Source organism: Pseudomonas sp. CFBP 8770 (assembly GCF_014841705.1).
Taxonomy (GTDB): domain Bacteria; phylum Pseudomonadota; class Gammaproteobacteria; order Pseudomonadales; family Pseudomonadaceae; genus Aquipseudomonas.
This window is the reverse complement of record NZ_JACYUL010000003.1, coordinates 497,444-514,840: the sequence shown is the minus strand read 5'-3', so window position 1 is coordinate 514,840 and position 17,397 is coordinate 497,444. Positions and strand designations below refer to the sequence as shown.

General features: G+C 62.8%; 18 protein-coding genes. 12 read left to right on the top strand and 6 right to left on the bottom strand.

The window, feature by feature from the left end:
* On the top strand, nt 1-218 hold a 218-nt coding region (locus tag IFT98_RS09630; RefSeq protein WP_192063053.1), incomplete at its 5' end, for a hypothetical protein.
* 21 nt (nt 219-239) lie between these two features.
* Here the strand turns inward: IFT98_RS09630 and IFT98_RS09625 are convergent.
* Entirely contained in the window at nt 240-1,733 is a 1,494-nt protein-coding gene (locus IFT98_RS09625; protein ID WP_122480266.1) for a CoA-acylating methylmalonate-semialdehyde dehydrogenase, read from the bottom strand.
* Nucleotides 1,734-1,757: 24 nt separating this feature from the next.
* Complete coding sequence (locus tag IFT98_RS09620; RefSeq protein WP_122714707.1) at nt 1,758-3,104, bottom strand: aspartate aminotransferase family protein; 1,347 nt, start codon at nt 3,102-3,104, stop codon at nt 1,758-1,760.
* A gap of 121 nt (nt 3,105-3,225) precedes the next feature.
* Between IFT98_RS09620 and IFT98_RS09615 the strand changes: the two genes are divergently transcribed.
* The 4 genes from IFT98_RS09615 (at nt 3,226) to IFT98_RS09600 (ending at nt 6,260) form a co-directional block, all read left to right on the top strand.
* Nucleotides 3,226-4,143 (top strand): LysR family transcriptional regulator, encoded by a 918-nt coding sequence (locus IFT98_RS09615; RefSeq protein ID WP_192048239.1) that lies wholly within the window; start codon nt 3,226-3,228, stop codon nt 4,141-4,143.
* 97 nt (nt 4,144-4,240) lie between these two features.
* A complete protein-coding gene (locus IFT98_RS09610) occupies nt 4,241-4,903 on the top strand; it encodes a TetR/AcrR family transcriptional regulator (RefSeq protein WP_192048237.1) in 663 nt (220 codons plus the stop codon).
* Nucleotides 4,904-4,928: 25 nt separating this feature from the next.
* Complete coding sequence (locus IFT98_RS09605; RefSeq protein ID WP_192048235.1) at nt 4,929-5,519, top strand: IMPACT family protein; 591 nt, start codon at nt 4,929-4,931, stop codon at nt 5,517-5,519.
* A 57-nt stretch (nt 5,520-5,576) separates the two neighbouring features.
* Nucleotides 5,577-6,260, top strand: coding sequence for an SDR family oxidoreductase (locus IFT98_RS09600; RefSeq protein ID WP_192048233.1), 684 nt, complete (start codon nt 5,577-5,579; stop codon nt 6,258-6,260).
* A gap of 90 nt (nt 6,261-6,350) precedes the next feature.
* Here the strand turns inward: IFT98_RS09600 and IFT98_RS09595 are convergent, their stop codons facing one another.
* Both IFT98_RS09595 and IFT98_RS09590 read right to left on the bottom strand, forming a co-directional pair.
* On the bottom strand, nt 6,351-7,442 hold the full coding sequence (locus IFT98_RS09595) for a calcium:proton antiporter (protein ID WP_122714702.1): 1,092 nt from the start codon (nt 7,440-7,442) through the stop codon (nt 6,351-6,353).
* 94 nt (nt 7,443-7,536) lie between these two features.
* A complete protein-coding gene (locus IFT98_RS09590; RefSeq protein WP_122796449.1) occupies nt 7,537-8,454 on the bottom strand; it encodes a LysR substrate-binding domain-containing protein in 918 nt (305 codons plus the stop codon).
* A gap of 102 nt (nt 8,455-8,556) precedes the next feature.
* Between IFT98_RS09590 and IFT98_RS09585 the strand changes: the two genes are divergently transcribed.
* The 6 genes from IFT98_RS09585 to IFT98_RS09560 all read left to right on the top strand — a co-directional run bounded on the left by IFT98_RS09585 (nt 8,557) and on the right by IFT98_RS09560 (nt 14,840).
* Nucleotides 8,557-9,930 (top strand): L-serine ammonia-lyase, encoded by a 1,374-nt coding sequence (locus IFT98_RS09585; protein WP_192048231.1) that lies wholly within the window; start codon nt 8,557-8,559, stop codon nt 9,928-9,930.
* A gap of 174 nt (nt 9,931-10,104) precedes the next feature.
* The gene (locus IFT98_RS09580; RefSeq protein ID WP_446730827.1) at nt 10,105-11,001 is read left to right on the top strand and encodes a Fe(3+) dicitrate ABC transporter substrate-binding protein; all 897 of its coding nucleotides are present in this window, start codon (nt 10,105-10,107) and stop codon (nt 10,999-11,001) included.
* The gene (gene fecC / locus IFT98_RS09575) at nt 11,002-11,991 is read left to right on the top strand and encodes an iron-dicitrate ABC transporter permease FecC (RefSeq protein WP_192048228.1); all 990 of its coding nucleotides are present in this window, start codon (nt 11,002-11,004) and stop codon (nt 11,989-11,991) included.
* Nucleotides 11,988-12,956, top strand: a complete 969-nt coding sequence (locus IFT98_RS09570) for an iron chelate uptake ABC transporter family permease subunit (protein WP_192048226.1) — start codon at nt 11,988-11,990, stop codon at nt 12,954-12,956. Before fecC ends, IFT98_RS09570 begins: the two co-directional genes overlap by 4 nt.
* A 4-nt stretch (nt 12,957-12,960) precedes the next feature.
* On the top strand, nt 12,961-13,752 hold the full coding sequence (fecE, locus tag IFT98_RS09565; RefSeq protein ID WP_192048224.1) for a Fe(3+) dicitrate ABC transporter ATP-binding protein FecE: 792 nt from the start codon (nt 12,961-12,963) through the stop codon (nt 13,750-13,752).
* 134 nt (nt 13,753-13,886) lie between these two features.
* Nucleotides 13,887-14,840: an adenosine deaminase gene (locus IFT98_RS09560; RefSeq protein WP_192048222.1), complete on the top strand. Its 954-nt coding sequence runs from the start codon at nt 13,887-13,889 to the stop codon at nt 14,838-14,840.
* A 36-nt stretch (nt 14,841-14,876) separates the two neighbouring features.
* Here IFT98_RS09560 and IFT98_RS09555 read toward each other — a convergent pair whose 3' ends face one another.
* Nucleotides 14,877-15,572 (bottom strand): ArsR/SmtB family transcription factor, encoded by a 696-nt coding sequence (locus IFT98_RS09555; protein ID WP_192048220.1) that lies wholly within the window; start codon nt 15,570-15,572, stop codon nt 14,877-14,879.
* 414 nt (nt 15,573-15,986) lie between these two features.
* Here IFT98_RS09555 and IFT98_RS09550 point away from each other — a divergent pair, with 414 nt between their 5' ends.
* Nucleotides 15,987-16,166: a hypothetical protein gene (locus IFT98_RS09550; RefSeq protein WP_122796457.1), complete on the top strand. Its 180-nt coding sequence runs from the start codon at nt 15,987-15,989 to the stop codon at nt 16,164-16,166.
* On the opposite strand, the gene IFT98_RS09545 is transcribed toward IFT98_RS09550, so the two are convergent.
* Nucleotides 16,163-17,356 carry a multidrug effflux MFS transporter gene (locus tag IFT98_RS09545; protein WP_192048218.1) on the bottom strand — a complete coding sequence of 398 codons (1,194 nt, stop codon included), beginning with the start codon at nt 17,354-17,356 and terminating at the stop codon, nt 16,163-16,165. The genes IFT98_RS09550 and IFT98_RS09545 overlap by 4 nt on opposite strands.
* Nucleotides 17,357-17,397: the final 41 nt, after the last annotated feature.

Below are 17,397 nucleotides of genomic sequence, written 5' to 3'. Positions count from 1 at the left end.
AGCGTTTCAAACCGCTGTCAACTGCCTTTTTCACCGCTTCCGACCTTGAAGATCGAAACCCTTCCGAGCTCTCTGAAACGGCCAACTCATTGATTAACAAAGAGTTTATTGTTTCGGCTGCGCCGGAAGTGGGGCGAATTATAGACACATCGAGAGAGGCGTCAACAGGTAATTTCAAAAAACTGTCATATATCCCTGAAAGCAAAGGGCGGGCCTGACGGCCCGCCCTTTCTCGAGGCTTAAAGGCTAGGGAAAGCGAACTGCGACGCTTCGTGGCTGGCACGTTGTGGCCAGCGCTGGGTGATGGCCTTGCGTCGCGTGTAGAAACGTACGCCATCCGGGCCATAGGCATGCAGGTCGCCGAACAGGGAGCGCTTCCAGCCGCCGAAGCTGTGATAGGCGACCGGCACCGGCAGCGGTACGTTGACGCCGACCATGCCGACTTCGATCTCGTCGCAGAACAGGCGTGCCGCTTCACCGTCACGGGTGAAGATGCACGTACCGTTGCCGTACTCGTGGTCGTTGATCAACTGCATGGCCTGCTCGAGGCTTTCGACACGGACGATGCACAACACCGGGCCGAAGATTTCTTCTTTATAGATACGCATCTGTGGAGTGACGTGGTCGAACAGGCACCCGCCGAGGAAGAAGCCTTCTTCGTTGCCCGATACACTCAGACCGCGACCGTCCACGACCAGCTTGGCGCCGGCCTGCTCACCGTCGTCGACATAGCCTGAGACCTTGTCACGGGCTTGGGCGGTCACCAGTGGGCCCATGTCCAGGCCGCAAGAGGTACCAGCGCCGATCTTCAGCGACTTGATCTGCGGGGTCAGCTTGGCCACAAGCGCGTCGGCAACCTGGTCGCCGACGCACACGGCTACCGAAATGGCCATGCAGCGCTCACCGCAGGAACCGTAGGCCGCGCCCATCAAGGCGCTGACTGCGTTGTCCAGATCGGCATCGGGCATCAGGACTGCGTGGTTCTTGGCTCCCCCCAGAGCCTGGACACGCTTGCCACGGCGAGTGCCTTCACTATAGATGTACTCGGCGATGGGTGTGGAGCCAACAAAACTCAATGCCTTGACCTCCGGCGCTTCGATCAGGGCATCCACCGCGACCTTGTCGCCATGCACGACGTTCAGCACGCCGGCTGGCAAGCCGGCCTCCAACAGCAACTGGGCTATATAGAGTGTAGAGCTGGGATCACGCTCGGACGGCTTGAGGATGAAGCAGTTTCCGCAGACGATGGCCAACGGGTACATCCACAGCGGGACCATGGCCGGAAAGTTGAACGGCGTGATACCGGCAACGATACCCAGTGGCTGGAAGTCTGACCAGGCATCGATATTGGGGCCGACGTTGCGGCTGTACTCACCCTTGAGCACTTCGGGCGCTGCGCAGGCGAACTCGACGTTTTCGATGCCGCGCTTGAGTTCACCAGCAGCGTCTTCCAGCGTTTTGCCATGCTCTTCACTGATCATCTGGGCGATCTTGGCTTCGTTCTGCTCGAGCAGTTGCTTGAAACGGAACATCACCTGGGCACGCTTGGCCGCTGGAGTCTTGCGCCAGGCTGGAAACGCGGCCTTGGCGGCGTCGATGGCCAGTTGCACGGTTTCGCGACTGGCCAGCTGCAGTTTGCGAATGGCCTGACCGGTCGACGGGTTGAAGACATCGGCCGTGCGGTCGCCACTGGAAACCAGATCGCCGTTGATCAAGTGTTGGATAGTGCTCATGCAATGGGCTCCTTGGAAAAAGGGTCAGTCGATCTGGTTGAGGGCTTCGCCAACGGCGTCGAACAGGCGATCGAGGTCTTGCGGCTGGGCGTTGAAGGTTGGGCCGAACTGCAGGGTGTCACCGCCGAAACGCACGTAGAACCCGGCTTTCCACAGCTTCATGGACACCTCATAAGGGCGCACGATGGCGTCGCCGTCGCGTGGCGCCAGCTGGATCGCACCGGCAAGGCCATAGTTGCGAATGTCGACGATGTTCTTCGCGCCCTTGACGCCGTGCAGCACATTTTCGAAATGCGGTGCCAGCTCGGCGACGTTTTGTACCAGGTTTTCGCGCTGCAGCAGGTCCAGCGCGGCAAGGCCAGCGGCGCAGGCAACCGGGTGCGCCGAGTAGGTATAGCCGTGGGGGAATTCCACGGCGTACTCAGGCGTGGCCTGGTTCATGAAGGTCTGGTAGATCTCGGTGCTGGCGATGACGGCGCCCATCGGAATGGCGCCGTTGGTGATCTGCTTGGCGATGCACATCAGGTCCGGCGTCACACCGAAGGTGTCGGCGCCGAACATGGCGCCGGTGCGACCGAAGCCGGTGATGACCTCATCGAAGATCAGCAGGATATTGTGCTGGTCGCAGATTTCACGCAGACGCTTGAGGTAGCCCTTGGGCGGTGGCAGTACACCTGCCGAACCGGCCATGGGCTCGACGATCAGGGCGGCGATGTTGGAAGCATCGTGCAGCTCGATGACCTTGAGCATCTCGTCGGCCAAGGCAATGCCACCCTCCTCCGGCGAACCCTTGGAGTAGGTATTGCCCGGCAGCAGGGTGTGAGGGATGTGGTCCACGTCCATCAACTGGCCGAACATCTTGCGGTTGCCGTTGACGCCGCCCAGGCTGGTACCGGCAACGTTGACGCCGTGATAGCCACGGGCCCGGCCAATCATCTTGGTCTTGGTGGCCTGGCCTTTCAGGCGCCAATAGGCACGGACCATTTTCACGGCGGTGTCGCAGCACTCGGAGCCGGAGTTTGTATAGAAGACGTGGTTGAGGTTGCCGGGGGTCAGGTCGGTGATTTTTTCCGCCAGCTGAAAGGACAGCGGATGGCCGTACTGGAACGCGGGTGAGTAGTCGAGCACACCGAGCTGACGCGACACCGCTTCCTGGATTTCCTTGCGCGTGTGGCCCGCACCGCAGGTCCACAGGCCGGAGAGGCTGTCGTAGATCTGCCGGCCCTTGTCATCGGTCAGCCAACTACCCTGGGCCGCGACGATGATCCGCGGGTCACGCTGGAAGCTGCGGTTGGCGGTGTACGGCATCCAGTGAGCATCCAGCTTGAGCTGGCTGGTGATGCCGACAGGGGCATTCTCGGGCATGTTCATGTGCACAAACCTCATTGAGCGATTGAAGACGCGATGACAAGCGTGTTGCCTCTACGGTGTCACGACGATAAAGTCTGGAAAACCCAACTTTTGCGATCTTCAGTCAGGCAGCTACTAAACTATGAGCCGTCGCCCCGATCCGCTCGCGCAGGTCAGTGATTTCGATATTCGCCTGCTGCGCATCTTTCGCAGCGTGGTGGAGTGCGGCGGCTTTTCTGCAGCCGAGAATGTCCTTGGCATCGGGCGCTCGGCGATCAGCCAGCAGATGAGCGACCTCGAGCAGCGTTTGGGCCTGCGCCTGTGTCAGCGTGGCCGCGCAGGGTTTTCCCTGACCGAGGAAGGCCGCGAGGTCTATCAATCGGCGCTGCAGTTGCTGGCGGCGCTGGAAAGCTTCCGCACCGGTGTCAACGGCCTGCATCAGCACCTGCGTGGCGAGCTGAACATCGGTTTGACCGATAATCTGGTGACGCTGCCGCACATGCGCATTACCCATGCATTGGCACAACTCAAGGACCGCGGTCCCGATGTGCGCATCCAGATTCGCATGATCGCGCCCAGCCAGGTCGAGCAGGGCGTACTCGATGGCAGCTTGCATGTTGGCGTGGTGCCGCAGTCGAGTCCGCTGTCGGGGCTCGAGTACCAGCCGCTGTACAGTGAGCGTTCGTTGTTGTACTGCGCGGTCGGCCACCCGCTGTTCTACGCCAGTGACGAGGCGCTCGATGGCGACCGGCTCAACGCACAGGAAGCCATCGCGCCGACATTTCGTCTGCCGGCCGATATCCAGGCCCGTTACCAGGTGCTCAAGTGCACCGCGAGCGCCTCGGATCGCGAGGGCATGGCGTTTCTGATTCTGACGGGACGCTACATCGGCTATCTTCCCGACCACTACGCTACCTTCTGGGTACAGCAGGGGCGTCTGCGCGCGCTGAAACCAAGCGAGCGGTTCTATGACCTGACGCTGTCCTGGGTCACGCGCAAGGGCAGAAGGCGCCATCTGGTGCTGGAAAGCTTTCTGGAAAGCCTGGCGCAGACACGCTGAAGGATCGTCGTGGTTTATCCATCAAGGCTTGTCGGATCAGGGCGGGTACGCTATCAACGCATCTGCAGTATTCAAACGATCGGTTCGGAAGTCGCCCATGAGTCTTGAAGTCCCCGCGCACAGCGCCTCGGCCAGTGGCAAACCTGCCAGCCGCATCCGCCAGAAGAATGAAGAAGCGATTCTCAAGGCGGCCGAAGACGAGTTCGCCCGGCACGGTTTCAAGGGCACCAGCATGAACACCATTGCCCTGAATGCGGGCCTGCCCAAGGCCAACCTGCATTATTACTTCACCAACAAGCTGGGCCTGTACATTGCGGTATTGAGCAACATCATCGAGTTGTGGGACAGCACCTTCAATACGCTGCGCGCCGAGGATGATCCGGCGCAGGCGCTGACCTGCTACATCCGCGCCAAGATGGAGTTCTCCCGCCGCCAGCCACTGGCGTCACGGATCTTCGCCATGGAGATCATCAGCGGCGGCGAGTGCCTGAGCGAATACTTCAGCCAGGACTATCGCAGTTGGTTCGCGGGGCGTGCCGGGGTGTTCCAGGCCTGGATCGACGCCGGCAAGATGGATCCCGTCGACCCCGTGCACCTGATCTTCCTGCTGTGGGGCAGTACCCAGCATTACGCCGACTTTGCCACGCAGATCTGTCGGGTCACCGGACAGGCGCGTCTGACGCGGCAAGACTTCGAACACGCCAGTGACAACCTGATCCGCATCATTCTGAAAGGATGCGGATTGACCCCCGCGGTGTAATCACTGCCACAGCCAAGAGATAGCGATGCCTTCCACCCTGCTGGGACCCTGCGAGTACCGCGAGGAGATTCGCAAGAGTCGTTTCATTACCCTCGCCGCGCCGATTGCCAGCGTGCAGGACGCCCAGGCGTTCATCGAACAGACCAGTGACCTGGCCGCGACCCACAACTGCTGGGCGTGGAAGCTGGGCGATCAGTACCGCAGCAACGACGACGGCGAGCCGGGCGGTACCGCCGGCAGACCGATCCTGGCGGCGATAGAAGCCCAGGATTGCGATCAAGTGGTGGTGCTGGTGATTCGCTGGTACGGCGGCATTCAGTTGGGTACAGGAGGGTTGGCCCGAGCCTATGGCGGAGGGGCGAACAAATGCCTGCAGCAAGCGCCCAAGCGCCTGGTGATCGCGCGGGTGGCGGTGAGCTGTTCCTGCACATTCAGTGAGCTGGCCCTGGTCAAGCTTCGGGTGGCCGAGGCTCAGGGGTTGGTCACTGCAGAAGATTTCACCAGTAACGGCGTCGACCTGCGGCTGGCGGTGGCCAGTGAGGCCATCCCACTCCTGGCGCAGCAGCTTGCCGACCTTTCCCGGGGGCGGATCATCCTGGAAGCCGACGCGTTATGAGCGCGTCGCTTGCTCACTGCGAGTGCTAGTCTGTTTCCTTTGTCCAGGAGAGTGGCAATGACAACTGCAAAGAAAGCGCTGGTGATTGGTGCATCCCGTGGCCTGGGCCTCGGCCTGGTGGAACGCTTGAGCGAGGATGGCTGGGAGGTGACGGCCACGGTTCGCGATCTGGGCAAGGTGCCGCCGGCGCTGACGGCCACCGGCGCGAAGGTGGAGGCGCTGGAGATGACTCGCCTGGAGTCCATGGATGCCCTGAGCCTGCGGCTGCAGCAGCAAACGTTCGATCTGCTCTTCATCAATGCCGGGGTGTCCGGGCCGGCGGGCTACAACACTGACCAGGCCAGTGATGCAGACATCGGTGAACTGTTCGTCATCAATGCCGTGGCGCCGATCCGTCTGGCCCAGCGACTGGCGGGCAATGTCGCCGACGGCGGTGCGATCGCCTTCATGAGTTCGGTGCTGGGCAGCGTGGCGATGCCTGAAGGCTCGCCCATGGCGTTGTACAAGGCGAGCAAGGCGGCCTTGAACTCGATGACCAATACCTTCGTGACGGAGTTGGCGCGGCCGCAGTTGACGGTACTGTCGATGCATCCGGGCTGGGTGAAGACCGACATGGGCGGTGACGGTGCCAGTCTGGACGTTGCCACCAGTACCCGGGGATTGGTGGATGTCATCACCGGGCAACTGGGCAAGGGCGGGCTGCAGTTTCTCGATTACAAGGGCGAGAAGATCGACTGGTGAGGTCCGCGGGAAGCGGTGGTGTCAGCGGGGGCCTCTTCGCGGGCACTGCCCGCTCCTACAGGATGCGGGCGTTGCCAGGTAGACGGTGGTTTATAGGCCCAGGATCGATAGCATGATGAAGGTCGCGAACAACACGAAGTGGGTCATGCCCTCGATGGCATTGGTTTCGCCGTCGTTGAGGTTGATCGCGCAGACCAGCAGGGTGATGAAGATCATCACTGTCTGCACCGGCGTCATCGCCATCTGGAACGGCTGGCCGCTGTACAGGGCCAGGCCTTCCATGACCGGCACGGTAAGAATCACCGTTGACAGCGAGGCACCCAAGGCAATGTTGACCACCGATTGCATGCGGTTGGCCAATGCTGCACGCAGTGCAGTCAGGATTTCCGGCGCAGCGGAAATGGCTGCCACCAGAATAGCCGTCATTACCGGTGGTGCGCCGGTGCCCTCGAGACCCAGGTCGATGGTCTTGGACATGACTTCGGCCAGAGCGCCGATGACGACGATACCGAACACCAGGGTACCCACCGACCAACCCAGGTGAACCGGCTTCTCGGGTTCGGTGGTCACGCCCTTGCGCTTCTTCTTTTCCGGATAGTTGTAGCTGAAGAAGTAACTGTGCGGCCCGACCTGCATGCGCAGGAACAAGGCGTAGAGCACCAGCATGGCGCCGATGGTGAAGCCTGAGTAGACCTTCCAGTTGCCCTCGGGGATGAACTCCGGCACCACCATGGACACACCCATGGCGGTGAGGATCATGACGCTGTAGCTGCGCGCCGAATCGTCGTTGTAGGACTGTTCGCCATGCTTGAGCCCGCCCATCAGTGCCGCGAGCCCGAGAATGCCGTTGATGTCGAGCATGACCGCCGAATAGATGGTGTCGCGCACCAGAGTCGGTGATGGCTCGTTGCTCATCATGATGCCCAGTACCACTACTTCGACCAGCACCGCCGACAGGGTGAGGATCATGGTGCCGTAGGGGTCACCGAATTTTTCGGCGAGCAACTCGGCGTGCCCGGCAACTCGCACCGAGGCGAAGATAATCGCCACGACCAGGGCGATACCCGCGCCCAGTGCCACGCCTTGACCATGGCTGAGCAGGTAGTGCTCGGCCGGGAAGGCAATGCAGGCGGCGATCACCGCCAGAAGTAGAAATTTTTCCTGCTTGAGTAACGCGATCATGGCCTGCCTTTACTGATTGCTGCGACCTGTGCCGCTGAAAGTAACTGGATGTAACAAGAATCAGCGGATCAGAGTACGAGACAGGGGCAAAGGTTCAGGGGCAGACCTGTGCCTGGGCCACCAGCCAGTCATGGACAGCGCGTCGGGTGGGGGTGTTGAGTGCGCCTTCGCGGTAGGCCAGCACGTATTTCTTGCGAGCCTGGATGGGCCATCCGAACGGCACGATCAGCGAGCCTTGCTCCAGCTCGTCGGTGATCAGCGCGCGACGGGCGATGGCGACACCCATGCCCATGCGCGCCGCATCGATGGTCAGGTGATTGCGATTGAAGGTGTGGCCGCGGCGCACATCGATGCCTTCGGCGCCGATGGCCGAGAGGTAGAACTCCCACTCCGCATATTCATAGCTGCCGCGCCAGGCGGTGATGTCGTGCAGCAATGGGAAGTGCACCAGCTGGCCAGGGCTGTCCAATGGCGGACGACCTTCCAGCAGCATTGGCGAGCACACCGGGAACAGTTCCTCTTCGAGCAATGGTGTAGTGACCAGGCCCGGGTAGCTGCCATCGTTGAGGTCGATGGCCAGGTCGAAATCGTCGTCACGCAGTGAGCCGCTGCTGTCTTCGGCGATCACCCGCAGCTGGAGCTCGGGGAAAGCCCGCTCGAGGCTGGGCAAGCGTGGCATCAGCCACTTGCTCAAAAAGGAAGGGATGCTGCGCAGTTTGAATACGCCGCCAATGGTGCCGGAATGCAACAGCCGCAGTTCTTCGTCGATGCGGCTGTGCACTTCGTTGGCGACCACCGCGAGGCGCTGCCCCTGCGCAGTCAATTGCAGGCCGCGGCCCACCCGATGAAACAGCGCAAAGCCCAGGCGATCTTCCAACTGCTTCATCTGCTGACTGATGGCGCCGGGGGTGACATGCAATTCATCGGCGCAGCGGGTGAAGGACAGATGCCGTGCGGCGCAGGCAAACACCTGCAGCCAGGCGTGCATTTGGGCATTGAGGATCTTGCTCATCGGTGAGCCCCGCTAAACAATGACTTAGTAAGTATCGTTTGTCTGAAATGTCTGTCAGGCCAAAGATAAGGCACGAGTGTATAGAGAGAGAATGAGGCAGACATGGCTATCAGCGTATTCGACATGTTCAAGATCGGCATCGGCCCCTCCAGTTCGCATACGGTGGGCCCGATGCGCGCCGCTGCCTTGTTTGCCAAAAATCTCACCGAACAGGGCATTGCACCGCTGGTGGAGCGGATCGAAGCCCGCTTGTATGGCTCGCTGTCCGCAACCGGCATAGGCCATGGCAGTGACCGCGCGACACTGATGGGCTTGATGGGCGAATGGCCCGACCGGGTCGACCCGGATACCGTCGGGCCTCGGGTCGACGAAGTGATCCAGCGGCAATGCCTGCACTTGGGCGATCACATGATCCATTTCGACTGGCAGCGCGACATGCTTCTGCTCGATGAGAGCCTGCCCTACCACCCCAATGGCATGACCTTGGTGGCGCACTTGCAGAATGGCGAGGTGCATGAGCAGACCTACTATTCGGTCGGTGGCGGTTTCGTGGTCGATGCCGAGCAGGCTGCCAGCGGTGTGCTGGACAACGACACCACGGCCCTGCCCTACGACTTTTCCTCGGCGGCGCAGTTGCTGAGCCTGTGCAAGCGCACCGGCCTGAGCATTGCGGCACTGATGATGGAAAACGAAAAGGCCTGGCGCTCCGAAGCGCAGATTCGTGAGCAATTGGCGGTGATCTGGCAGGCGATGCAGGCCTGCGTGGACAAGGGTCTGACCGGGCAAGGCATTCTGCCGGGCGGGCTGAACGTGCGCCGCCGCGCCTATCGTCTGCACCAGAACCTGCAGGAGATCGGCAAGCCCAACGTCATCGGTTCCACCCTCAGCGCCATGGAGTGGGTGAACGTCTTTGCCCTCGCGGTCAACGAGGAAAATGCCGCTGGCGGGCGCATGGTGACCGCTCCCACCAACGGCGCGGCCGGGATCATTCCGGCGGTGTTGCACTACTACATGAAGTTTTGCCCGGAAGCCTCGGCCGACGACGTGGTCCGGTTCTTCCTGGCAGCGGCGGCGGTAGGCATCCTGTGCAAGAAGAACGCATCGATTTCCGGCGCCGAGGTGGGTTGCCAGGGTGAGGTCGGTTCGGCTTGCGCCATGGCGGCTGCCGGCTTGGCCGAGGTTCTGGGTGCCACGCCCGAGCAGGTCGAGAACGCAGCGGAAATCGGCCTGGAGCACAACCTGGGACTGACCTGCGATCCGGTCGGTGGCCTGGTGCAGGTGCCGTGCATCGAGCGCAACGCAATTGCCGCGGTCAAGGCGATCAATGCCGCGCAAATGGCACTGCGCGGTGATGGCGAGCACTTCATCTCGCTGGATCACGCCATTCGGACCATGCGTGACACCGGTGCCGACATGCACGACAAATACAAGGAAACCTCGCGCGGCGGATTGGCGGTCAACCTGGTGGAATGTTGAGCTGTACCCATCGTTTCGAAGGTAATTTCAGAAGCGCGAAACACTCGTAAAAGAGAATGTTTTTTGATCAGGACAGCCTGATATGGAATAGTACCCGCCGTTTTTGCGCGCCCGCCCAGCGCGCAGGTTCCACAGCGAAGGTATTTGTCCATGCGCAGTTCCCGCCTCACCTCGATGATCGTCGCCAGTGTCCTGGCCTTGTGCACACGACTGGTCGTCGCAGCGCCCATCGATATAAATGATGGCCAACACACCGTCCATCTGCCTCAGGCACCACAACGTGTGGTGGTGCTGGAGTTCTCCTTTCTCGATAGCCTGGCGGCGGTGGGCGTCACCCCGGTAGGCGCCGCCGACGATGGCGATGCCAATCGCGTATTGCCCAGGGTACGTCAGGCCATTGGCCAATGGAGTTCGGTGGGCCTGCGTGCCCAGCCCAGCATCGAACAGATCGCACGCCTCAAGCCTGACCTGATCATTGCCGATCTCAATCGCCACCAGGCGCTGTACAGCGACCTGGCGAGCCTGGCGCCGACCTTGCTGCTGCCTTCGCGCGGGGAAGACTATGAAGGCAGTTTGAAGTCCGCCGAGTTGATTGGTCGGGCGTTGGGCAAGAGCGAGGCGATGCAGGCGCGGATCGCGCAGAACCGTCGCAGCCTCGCCGACATCGCCGGGCAGGTGCCCGCCGGGACCAAAGTGCTGTTCGGTGTGGCTCGGGAAGACAGCTTCTCCGTACATGGACCCCGCTCCTATGCGGGCAGCGTACTGGCGGCCATCGGTTTGCAGGTCCCGCCGGTACGCAGCAACGCGGCACCGACCGAGTTCGTCAGCCTGGAACAACTGCTGGCACTGGACCCTGCCTGGCTGATGGTGGGGCACTACCGGCATCCGAGCCTGGTCGACAGCTGGAGCCAGCAGCCCCTGTGGCAAGTACTGGGCGCAGTGCGCAATCATCAGGTTGCAGAGGTCGACGGTGATACGTGGGCACGCAACCGCGGGGTGATGGCGTCCGAGCAGATTGCCGAAGACGCACTGGCCATTCTCAAGGGCGGCAAAGCCGCCATGACGCCCTGAATGAGGCGTTGGTGGGCGATGGGGCTTGGCACGGTAGCCGTCGCCGGGCTGTTCTGGATGTCGCTGTACGCCTGGTCGCCGTTCACGATCAGTCAGGCGGATGCGTTCAACGGGCTGTTCAGCCAGGGCCGTGAGGGCGGCAACATGGCCTATATCGTCGCTCAGCTGCGGGTGCCGCGGGCGCTCTGCGCGGCGTTGGTCGGTGCCTGTCTGGGACTGGCCGGTGCATTGATGCAGGGCATTACCCGCAACCGCTTGGCGTCGCCGTCCCTGTTCGGGGTCACGGCAGGCGCCGCGCTGGGCCTGGCGTTGTTCTCCACGGGCCTGGTGGCCCTGCCGTTCGCAGGCGGCGCGTTGCTGATGACGTGTGTGGGGGGTGCCCTGGCCTGGGTGATCGTTTTCAGCCTGGGTGGTGCCTGGTCCCCGGCGGCGGCGCAAGGCCGACTGGTGCTGGCCGGGGTCACCGTGGCGGCACTGTGTGCGGCGTTGACGCGGCTGACCGTGATACTGGTCGAGGCGCAGGCGCAGAGCGTGCTCAACTGGCTGGCCGGATCGCTGGCCAACGTCGGTGCCGCGCAACTGCAACTGCTGTGGCCCTGCACCCTGATCGGTGCTCTGTGGGCACTCTTCTGCGCACCACGCCTGAATCTGGTGAATCTGGGCGAGGATGCGGCTCGCTCGCTGGGGGTCGGTATCGCCGGCCTGCGCCTGCAGGTGTTTTTCGCCAGCCTGCTGCTGGTGGGTGCCAGCGTCTGCGCGGTCGGCCCCATCGGCTTCGTGGGCCTGATCGCACCGAACATTGCCAGGCAATACCTGGGCAACGATTACCGCTGGCTGATTCCGGCAAGCGCTTTGCTGGGTGCGGCGATCGTGCTGGCGGCCGACCTTGTGAGCCGCGCCGTAGCCTTCCCGGCGGAAACGCCGGCTGGGGTGGTGACCGCGCTGATCGGTGCACCGTTCTTCCTCTACCTAGCCAGGCGTACGCAATGACCCGGCCCTACCCTCGCCTGCTGATCCTGCTGGCGCTGTTGCTCGCTGCCTTGTGGCTGAGCCTGAGCGCAGGCACCTCCTGGCTGGCGCCAAGTGCAGTGTTCGAGCGTTTGCTGGCGCATGACCCGCTGGACTTCGAAGTGTGGAATCATCGCTTGCCGCGCGGATTGATCGCGATCCTGACCGGCAGCGCCCTGGGCCTGGCCGGTGCCCTGGTGCAGGGGGTGATCCGCAACCCGCTGGCGTCTCCGGAGATTCTGGGGGTGACCCAGGGCGCGGGGCTGGCCCTGACCATCGCCATCATCGCGGTGCCGCAATTGCCCTTCACCTGGCTGCCGCTGGTGGCCGGTGTGGGCGGCGCTGGCGGCGCGCTGCTGTTGGCGCTGTACAACAGCGGTGTGAGTTTTTCCGGCGTGCGCTTTGCATTGTCCGGGGTGGCGATCGCCGTGACCCTGTCGAGCATCACCGAGTTTCTGATCCTTTCGCACCCGCTGGACATCAACACCGCGCTGCTGGCCTTGACGGGCAGCCTGTGGAGTCGCAGTTGGCATCATCTCGCGTTGGCCCTGCCGTTCCTGGTACTGATGCCATTGGCGCTGGGCCTGGCGAAACCGCTGAACCTGATCGGCCTTGGCGACGAAGCGGCGCACAGCCTGGGTACCGCGCTCAAGCGCATACGCTGGCTGGCGATGGGCGCGGCGGTGCTGTTGAGCAGCCTGGGCGTGGGCATCATCGGCCCGGTGGGCTTTCTCGGGTTGGTCGCGCCGCACATGGCACGCCGGCTGGTAGGCGGGCATCATCAGCACCTGCTGCCGGCCTCGATGTTGATCGGCGCCCTCTTGCTGGTGCTGGCCGACACGCTGGGCCGCACACTGATCGCGCCCAGCGAGATTCCGGCTGGCGTTCTGACCGCGGTCATCGGCGCACCCTACTTTCTCTGGCTGCTGGCACGCTTCAAGGGCTGACATCATGAGCATCATCAAGGCCGACGGCGTGGATATCGGCTACGGCGCCACGCCTATCGTACGCAATCTCTCGTTCACCCCACCTGCCGGGCAAGTCACCGCGCTGATCGGGCCCAATGGCTGTGGCAAGTCGACGCTGCTCAAGGCGCTGGCACGCATCATTACGCCGCAATGCGGCACGGTGAGCCTCGACGGCCAGGCGTACGCGCAACTGTCGTCGCGCACGTTGGCGCAGCATGTAGCGTTCCTGCCGCAGGTGCTGCCCATTCCGGAGGGGGTCAGCGTTGCCCAGCTGGTGGCTTACGGGCGCAGCCCGCACAACAGCTTCTGGGGACGCCTGAGTGGCACGGACCGCAATGCCGTGGACCAGGCCCTGCAGCGCATGGGCCTGGAATCGCTGGCCGACACCGCGCTGGCGGACCTCTCTGGCGGCCAGCGGCAAAGGGCCTGGCTGGCCATGGTGCTGGCGCAGAACACGCCAGTGGTGTTGCTCGACGAGCCCACGACCTATCTGGATATCAGCCATCAGGTCGAGCTGCTCGACCTGATGCGCCAGCTTGCCGCCGAAGGCAAGACCGTGGTCACCGTGTTGCACGATATCAACCAGGCCTGCCGCTACGCCGATCATTTGGCGGTGATGCATCAAGGACGGCTGGTAGCCGATGGCCCGCCCGGGCAGGTCGTCGATGCGCAATTGATGCAGTGGGTATTCGAGGTGCAGGTGCAGATCGTCCGCGAGCCGGTGGCAGGCACGCCGATGTGCGTGGTGGAAAAGAGCACGCGCGCTTCGACCTGAATGGCGTGGCAGCCGGCCGAGACTGGCACCCGGATGTCGGCGCGAACCTGCCGGTCAAGCCCCTGCGGCTGCGAGGCAGGGGCAATACCTGTAGAATCGGACACGATTGCACCTGATGAGAGAACGAAAACACCATGTACGACTGGCTCAATGCCTTGCCCAAGGCCGAACTGCACATGCACCTGGAAGGCTCGCTGGAACCCGAGCTGCTGTTCGCCCTGGCCGAGCGCAACAAGATCGCGTTGCCCTGGAATGATGTAGAGGCGCTGCGTGGAGCCTATGCGTTCAACAATCTGCAGGAGTTTCTCGACCTCTACTACCGCGGTGCCGACGTGTTGCGCACCGAGCAGGATTTCTACGACCTGACCTGGGCCTATCTGTTGCGCTGCCAGGCCCAGAACGTGGTGCACACCGAACCGTTCTTCGATCCGCAGACCCACACCGACCGTGGCATTGCCTTTGAAACCGTGCTGGGCGGCATCACCGCCGCACTCAATGACGGCCGCACTCGGCTGGGCGTCGACAGTGGGCTGATCCTCAGCTTTCTGCGCCACCTGAGCGAAGACGAGGCGCAGAAGACCCTGGATCAGGCCTTGCCTTTCCGCGATGCATTCGTTGCCGTGGGGCTGGACAGCTCCGAGATGGGCCATCCGCCGAGCAAGTTCAAGCGCGTGTTCGACCGCGCCCGCGACGAGGGCTTCCTGACGGTCGCCCATGCCGGTGAGGAAGGTCCGCCCGAGTACATCTGGGAAGCTCTGGACTTGCTCAAGATCGAACGCATCGACCACGGCGTGCGTGCCATCGAGGATGAGCGCCTGATGCAGCGCATCATCGACGAGCAGATTCCACTGACCGTGTGCCCGCTCTCCAACACCAAGCTGTGTGTGTTCGATCACATGAGCCAGCACAACATTCTCGACATGCTCGAACGTGGGGTGAAGGTCACGGTCAATTCCGATGACCCGGCCTATTTCGGCGGCTACGTCACCGAGAACTACCACGCGCTGCACACCCATCTGGGCATGACCGAGGATCAGGCTCGACGCCTGGCGCAGAACAGCCTGGATGCTCGCCTGATCAAGCAGTGAGGCCGGCGGCGGCGAAGCGCCGCCTCGCGCGCCCCATCACGTACCCAGGCGACCGATCTCGCTCATGCCCAATCGGGTTACCTGCAGCGCGCGGCTGTCTTCGTTGAGCTTGAGCCAGCCCGACTGCAGGAACAAGGTCAGCAGCCCTGCACCGAGTGCGCCACCCACGTGCGGGCGCTGGGTGCTCCAGTCGCAACAGCTGTGCAGCGGCTGGCGGCCGCGATTGACCAGCGCCTGGGTGTAGATGCCTTGGCTGGCCAGACGGCTGCTGCCCAACGCCGTCACTTCGAGCCGCTGTTCATAGTGTTCGAGCCAGCCGTTCTGGACCATGCGCTGGAACAGGTCGGCCGCCAGCACGCCGCCCAGATGATCACCGCACAGGCGTACCTGATGCAGGGCCTTGGGCGAGCGCGGCTTGGGCACGCTGATGCGCGCCGCCACTCCCGCATTGGCCTGCACCAACGAGACGCTGGCCAATGCCTCCACCGCTGCCCCCACTTCCGGCTTGGCCAGGCGGAAGAAACGCTTGCGCCCACGCGCTTCGAGCGTCAGCAGACCACCTGCCGACAACCGCGCCAGATGCGCGCCGGCCGACGAGGGCGAGACACCTGCCAGCGATGCCAGCTCGTCGGCGCCTCGCGTGGTGCCGTCGATGAGCGCCCAGAGCATGGCGCTGCGCTTGGGGTCGGCCAGCAATGTGGCGATCCGGCTGATGCAAGGTGTTGGTTGCATGTGTTCACTCCCTGTGGAAACGTTCGTCAATCTGGCAATGGTTGCCGGGGTGATTATATGCACCCTGCCGTTGTACGGAATTGGACGAAATCGTCGGGGATGAACATCGAATGCGAGGGGTGTGCAATACCCTGTACTTGTATGAGACGCCCTTACCGATGGCAATTTCCGGGACGCTTGCTCAAGCGCCCGCAACGCGTCGCTCTCTTGCCAACAGGTCTGTTGGATACATGATTCATTACAGGTTTGACCTCACAGCCGGGACGGACTTTTCCCGCAATGTCCGTCCTCGCAGACCTACATGATTGTTTGCTTCGCGGTGCCACGCCGTCAGTCCGACGGGCATCCGATGACGCTCGCACGGCCGAAATGAGGACTACACTGGGTCCTCATCTCGAGCCCGAGGACATCGCAATGAAAGTTCTTCTTTCTGAGTTGAAGCAACCACGTGGCAGCTGCTGGCAAGTGCGCATGGACCAGCATGCGGTGTCATTCCGCAGCGAAGCCGAGGCGCGGGCCTTCATCGCCACGCTGGAAGCCCGCTTGCAGGCGCCCCACGGCTTGCCGCAGGCGCGGGTGAGCAACGCTGGCTAAGTGCCTATGGGCAGGTCGCGACGCTGCTGGCAGCGGCGTGTCAGTACCGCCGCGCAGACGGCGAGGATGCCGCAGCCGGCGATCACCCAGGCCATCGGCATTGCCGTGCCGTCGTGCAGTAACCCGACCAACGATGCGGCAGCGGCGGCGAGGCTGAATTGCAGGCACCCCAGCAGCGCCGATGCGCTGCCGGCACGCGAGCCCTGCCCGCTCATTGCACACGCGGAAGCGTTGGGGATGATCCCGCCCAGGCTCGCCAGACAGACGAACAACGGAATCAGCAATGGCCACAATACCGCTGGTTGCAGCGCACTGAGCGCAAGCAGCACAGCGCCCGCTGCCATGTATACCCATACGGTGCGCGACAGCAGCAACGCCGGACCGCGACGCGACAACAGGCGCGCGTTGACCTGCGCCATCAGAATGAACCCTGCGGCATTGCTGCCGAACAGCCAGCCATAGTGTTCGGCGGGTACGCCGTAGAGTTTGATGAACACGAACGGTGACCCGGCGATATAGGCGAACATGCCGGCCATGGCGATTCCGCCGGTCAGCGCATGCCCCATGAACACAGGGTCCAGCAACAAGCCGGCGTACAGCCTGGGTGCGCCTGCAAGGGGGCGTCTGGGCCTGTCGGCGGGCATGCTTTCCGGCAGGCCCAGGGCGACGGCCAAGGTGCAGGCGGCGCTGAACAGGGTGAGCAGGATGAAGATCCACTGCCAGCCCCAACTGTTGACCAGTACGCCGCCGAGCATGGGTGCGAGGATCGGCGCCAGGCCCATGACCAGCATCAGCTGCGAGAACACCTTGGCCGAGCCGACCGCATCGCATTTGTCACTGACGATGGCGCGAGCCAGCACCATGCCGGCGCAACCGCCCAGGGCCTGGACGAAGCGGGCAACGATGAGCCATTCCAGCGTGGGTGCGAACGCACAGGCCAGCGAAGCCACGGTGAACAGCGAAACACCCACGAGCAGGGGCACCCGGCGACCGAAGCGATCGGCCACCGGGCCGTAGATCAGTTGGCCGATCGACAGACCGAGGAAGTAGGCAGCCAGGGTAGTCTGGATGTGCTTTTCGTCGGTGCCGAAGGCGAGCGCCATGGCCGGGAAGCCCGGCAGGTAGAAGTCGATCGCCAGGGGGCCGAACGCGCTGAGCGCCCCCAGGATCAGAATGGTCTTGAAGTTCATCGGGTATTCACTACGTCCTGACAGTACAGACGACGCAGTTT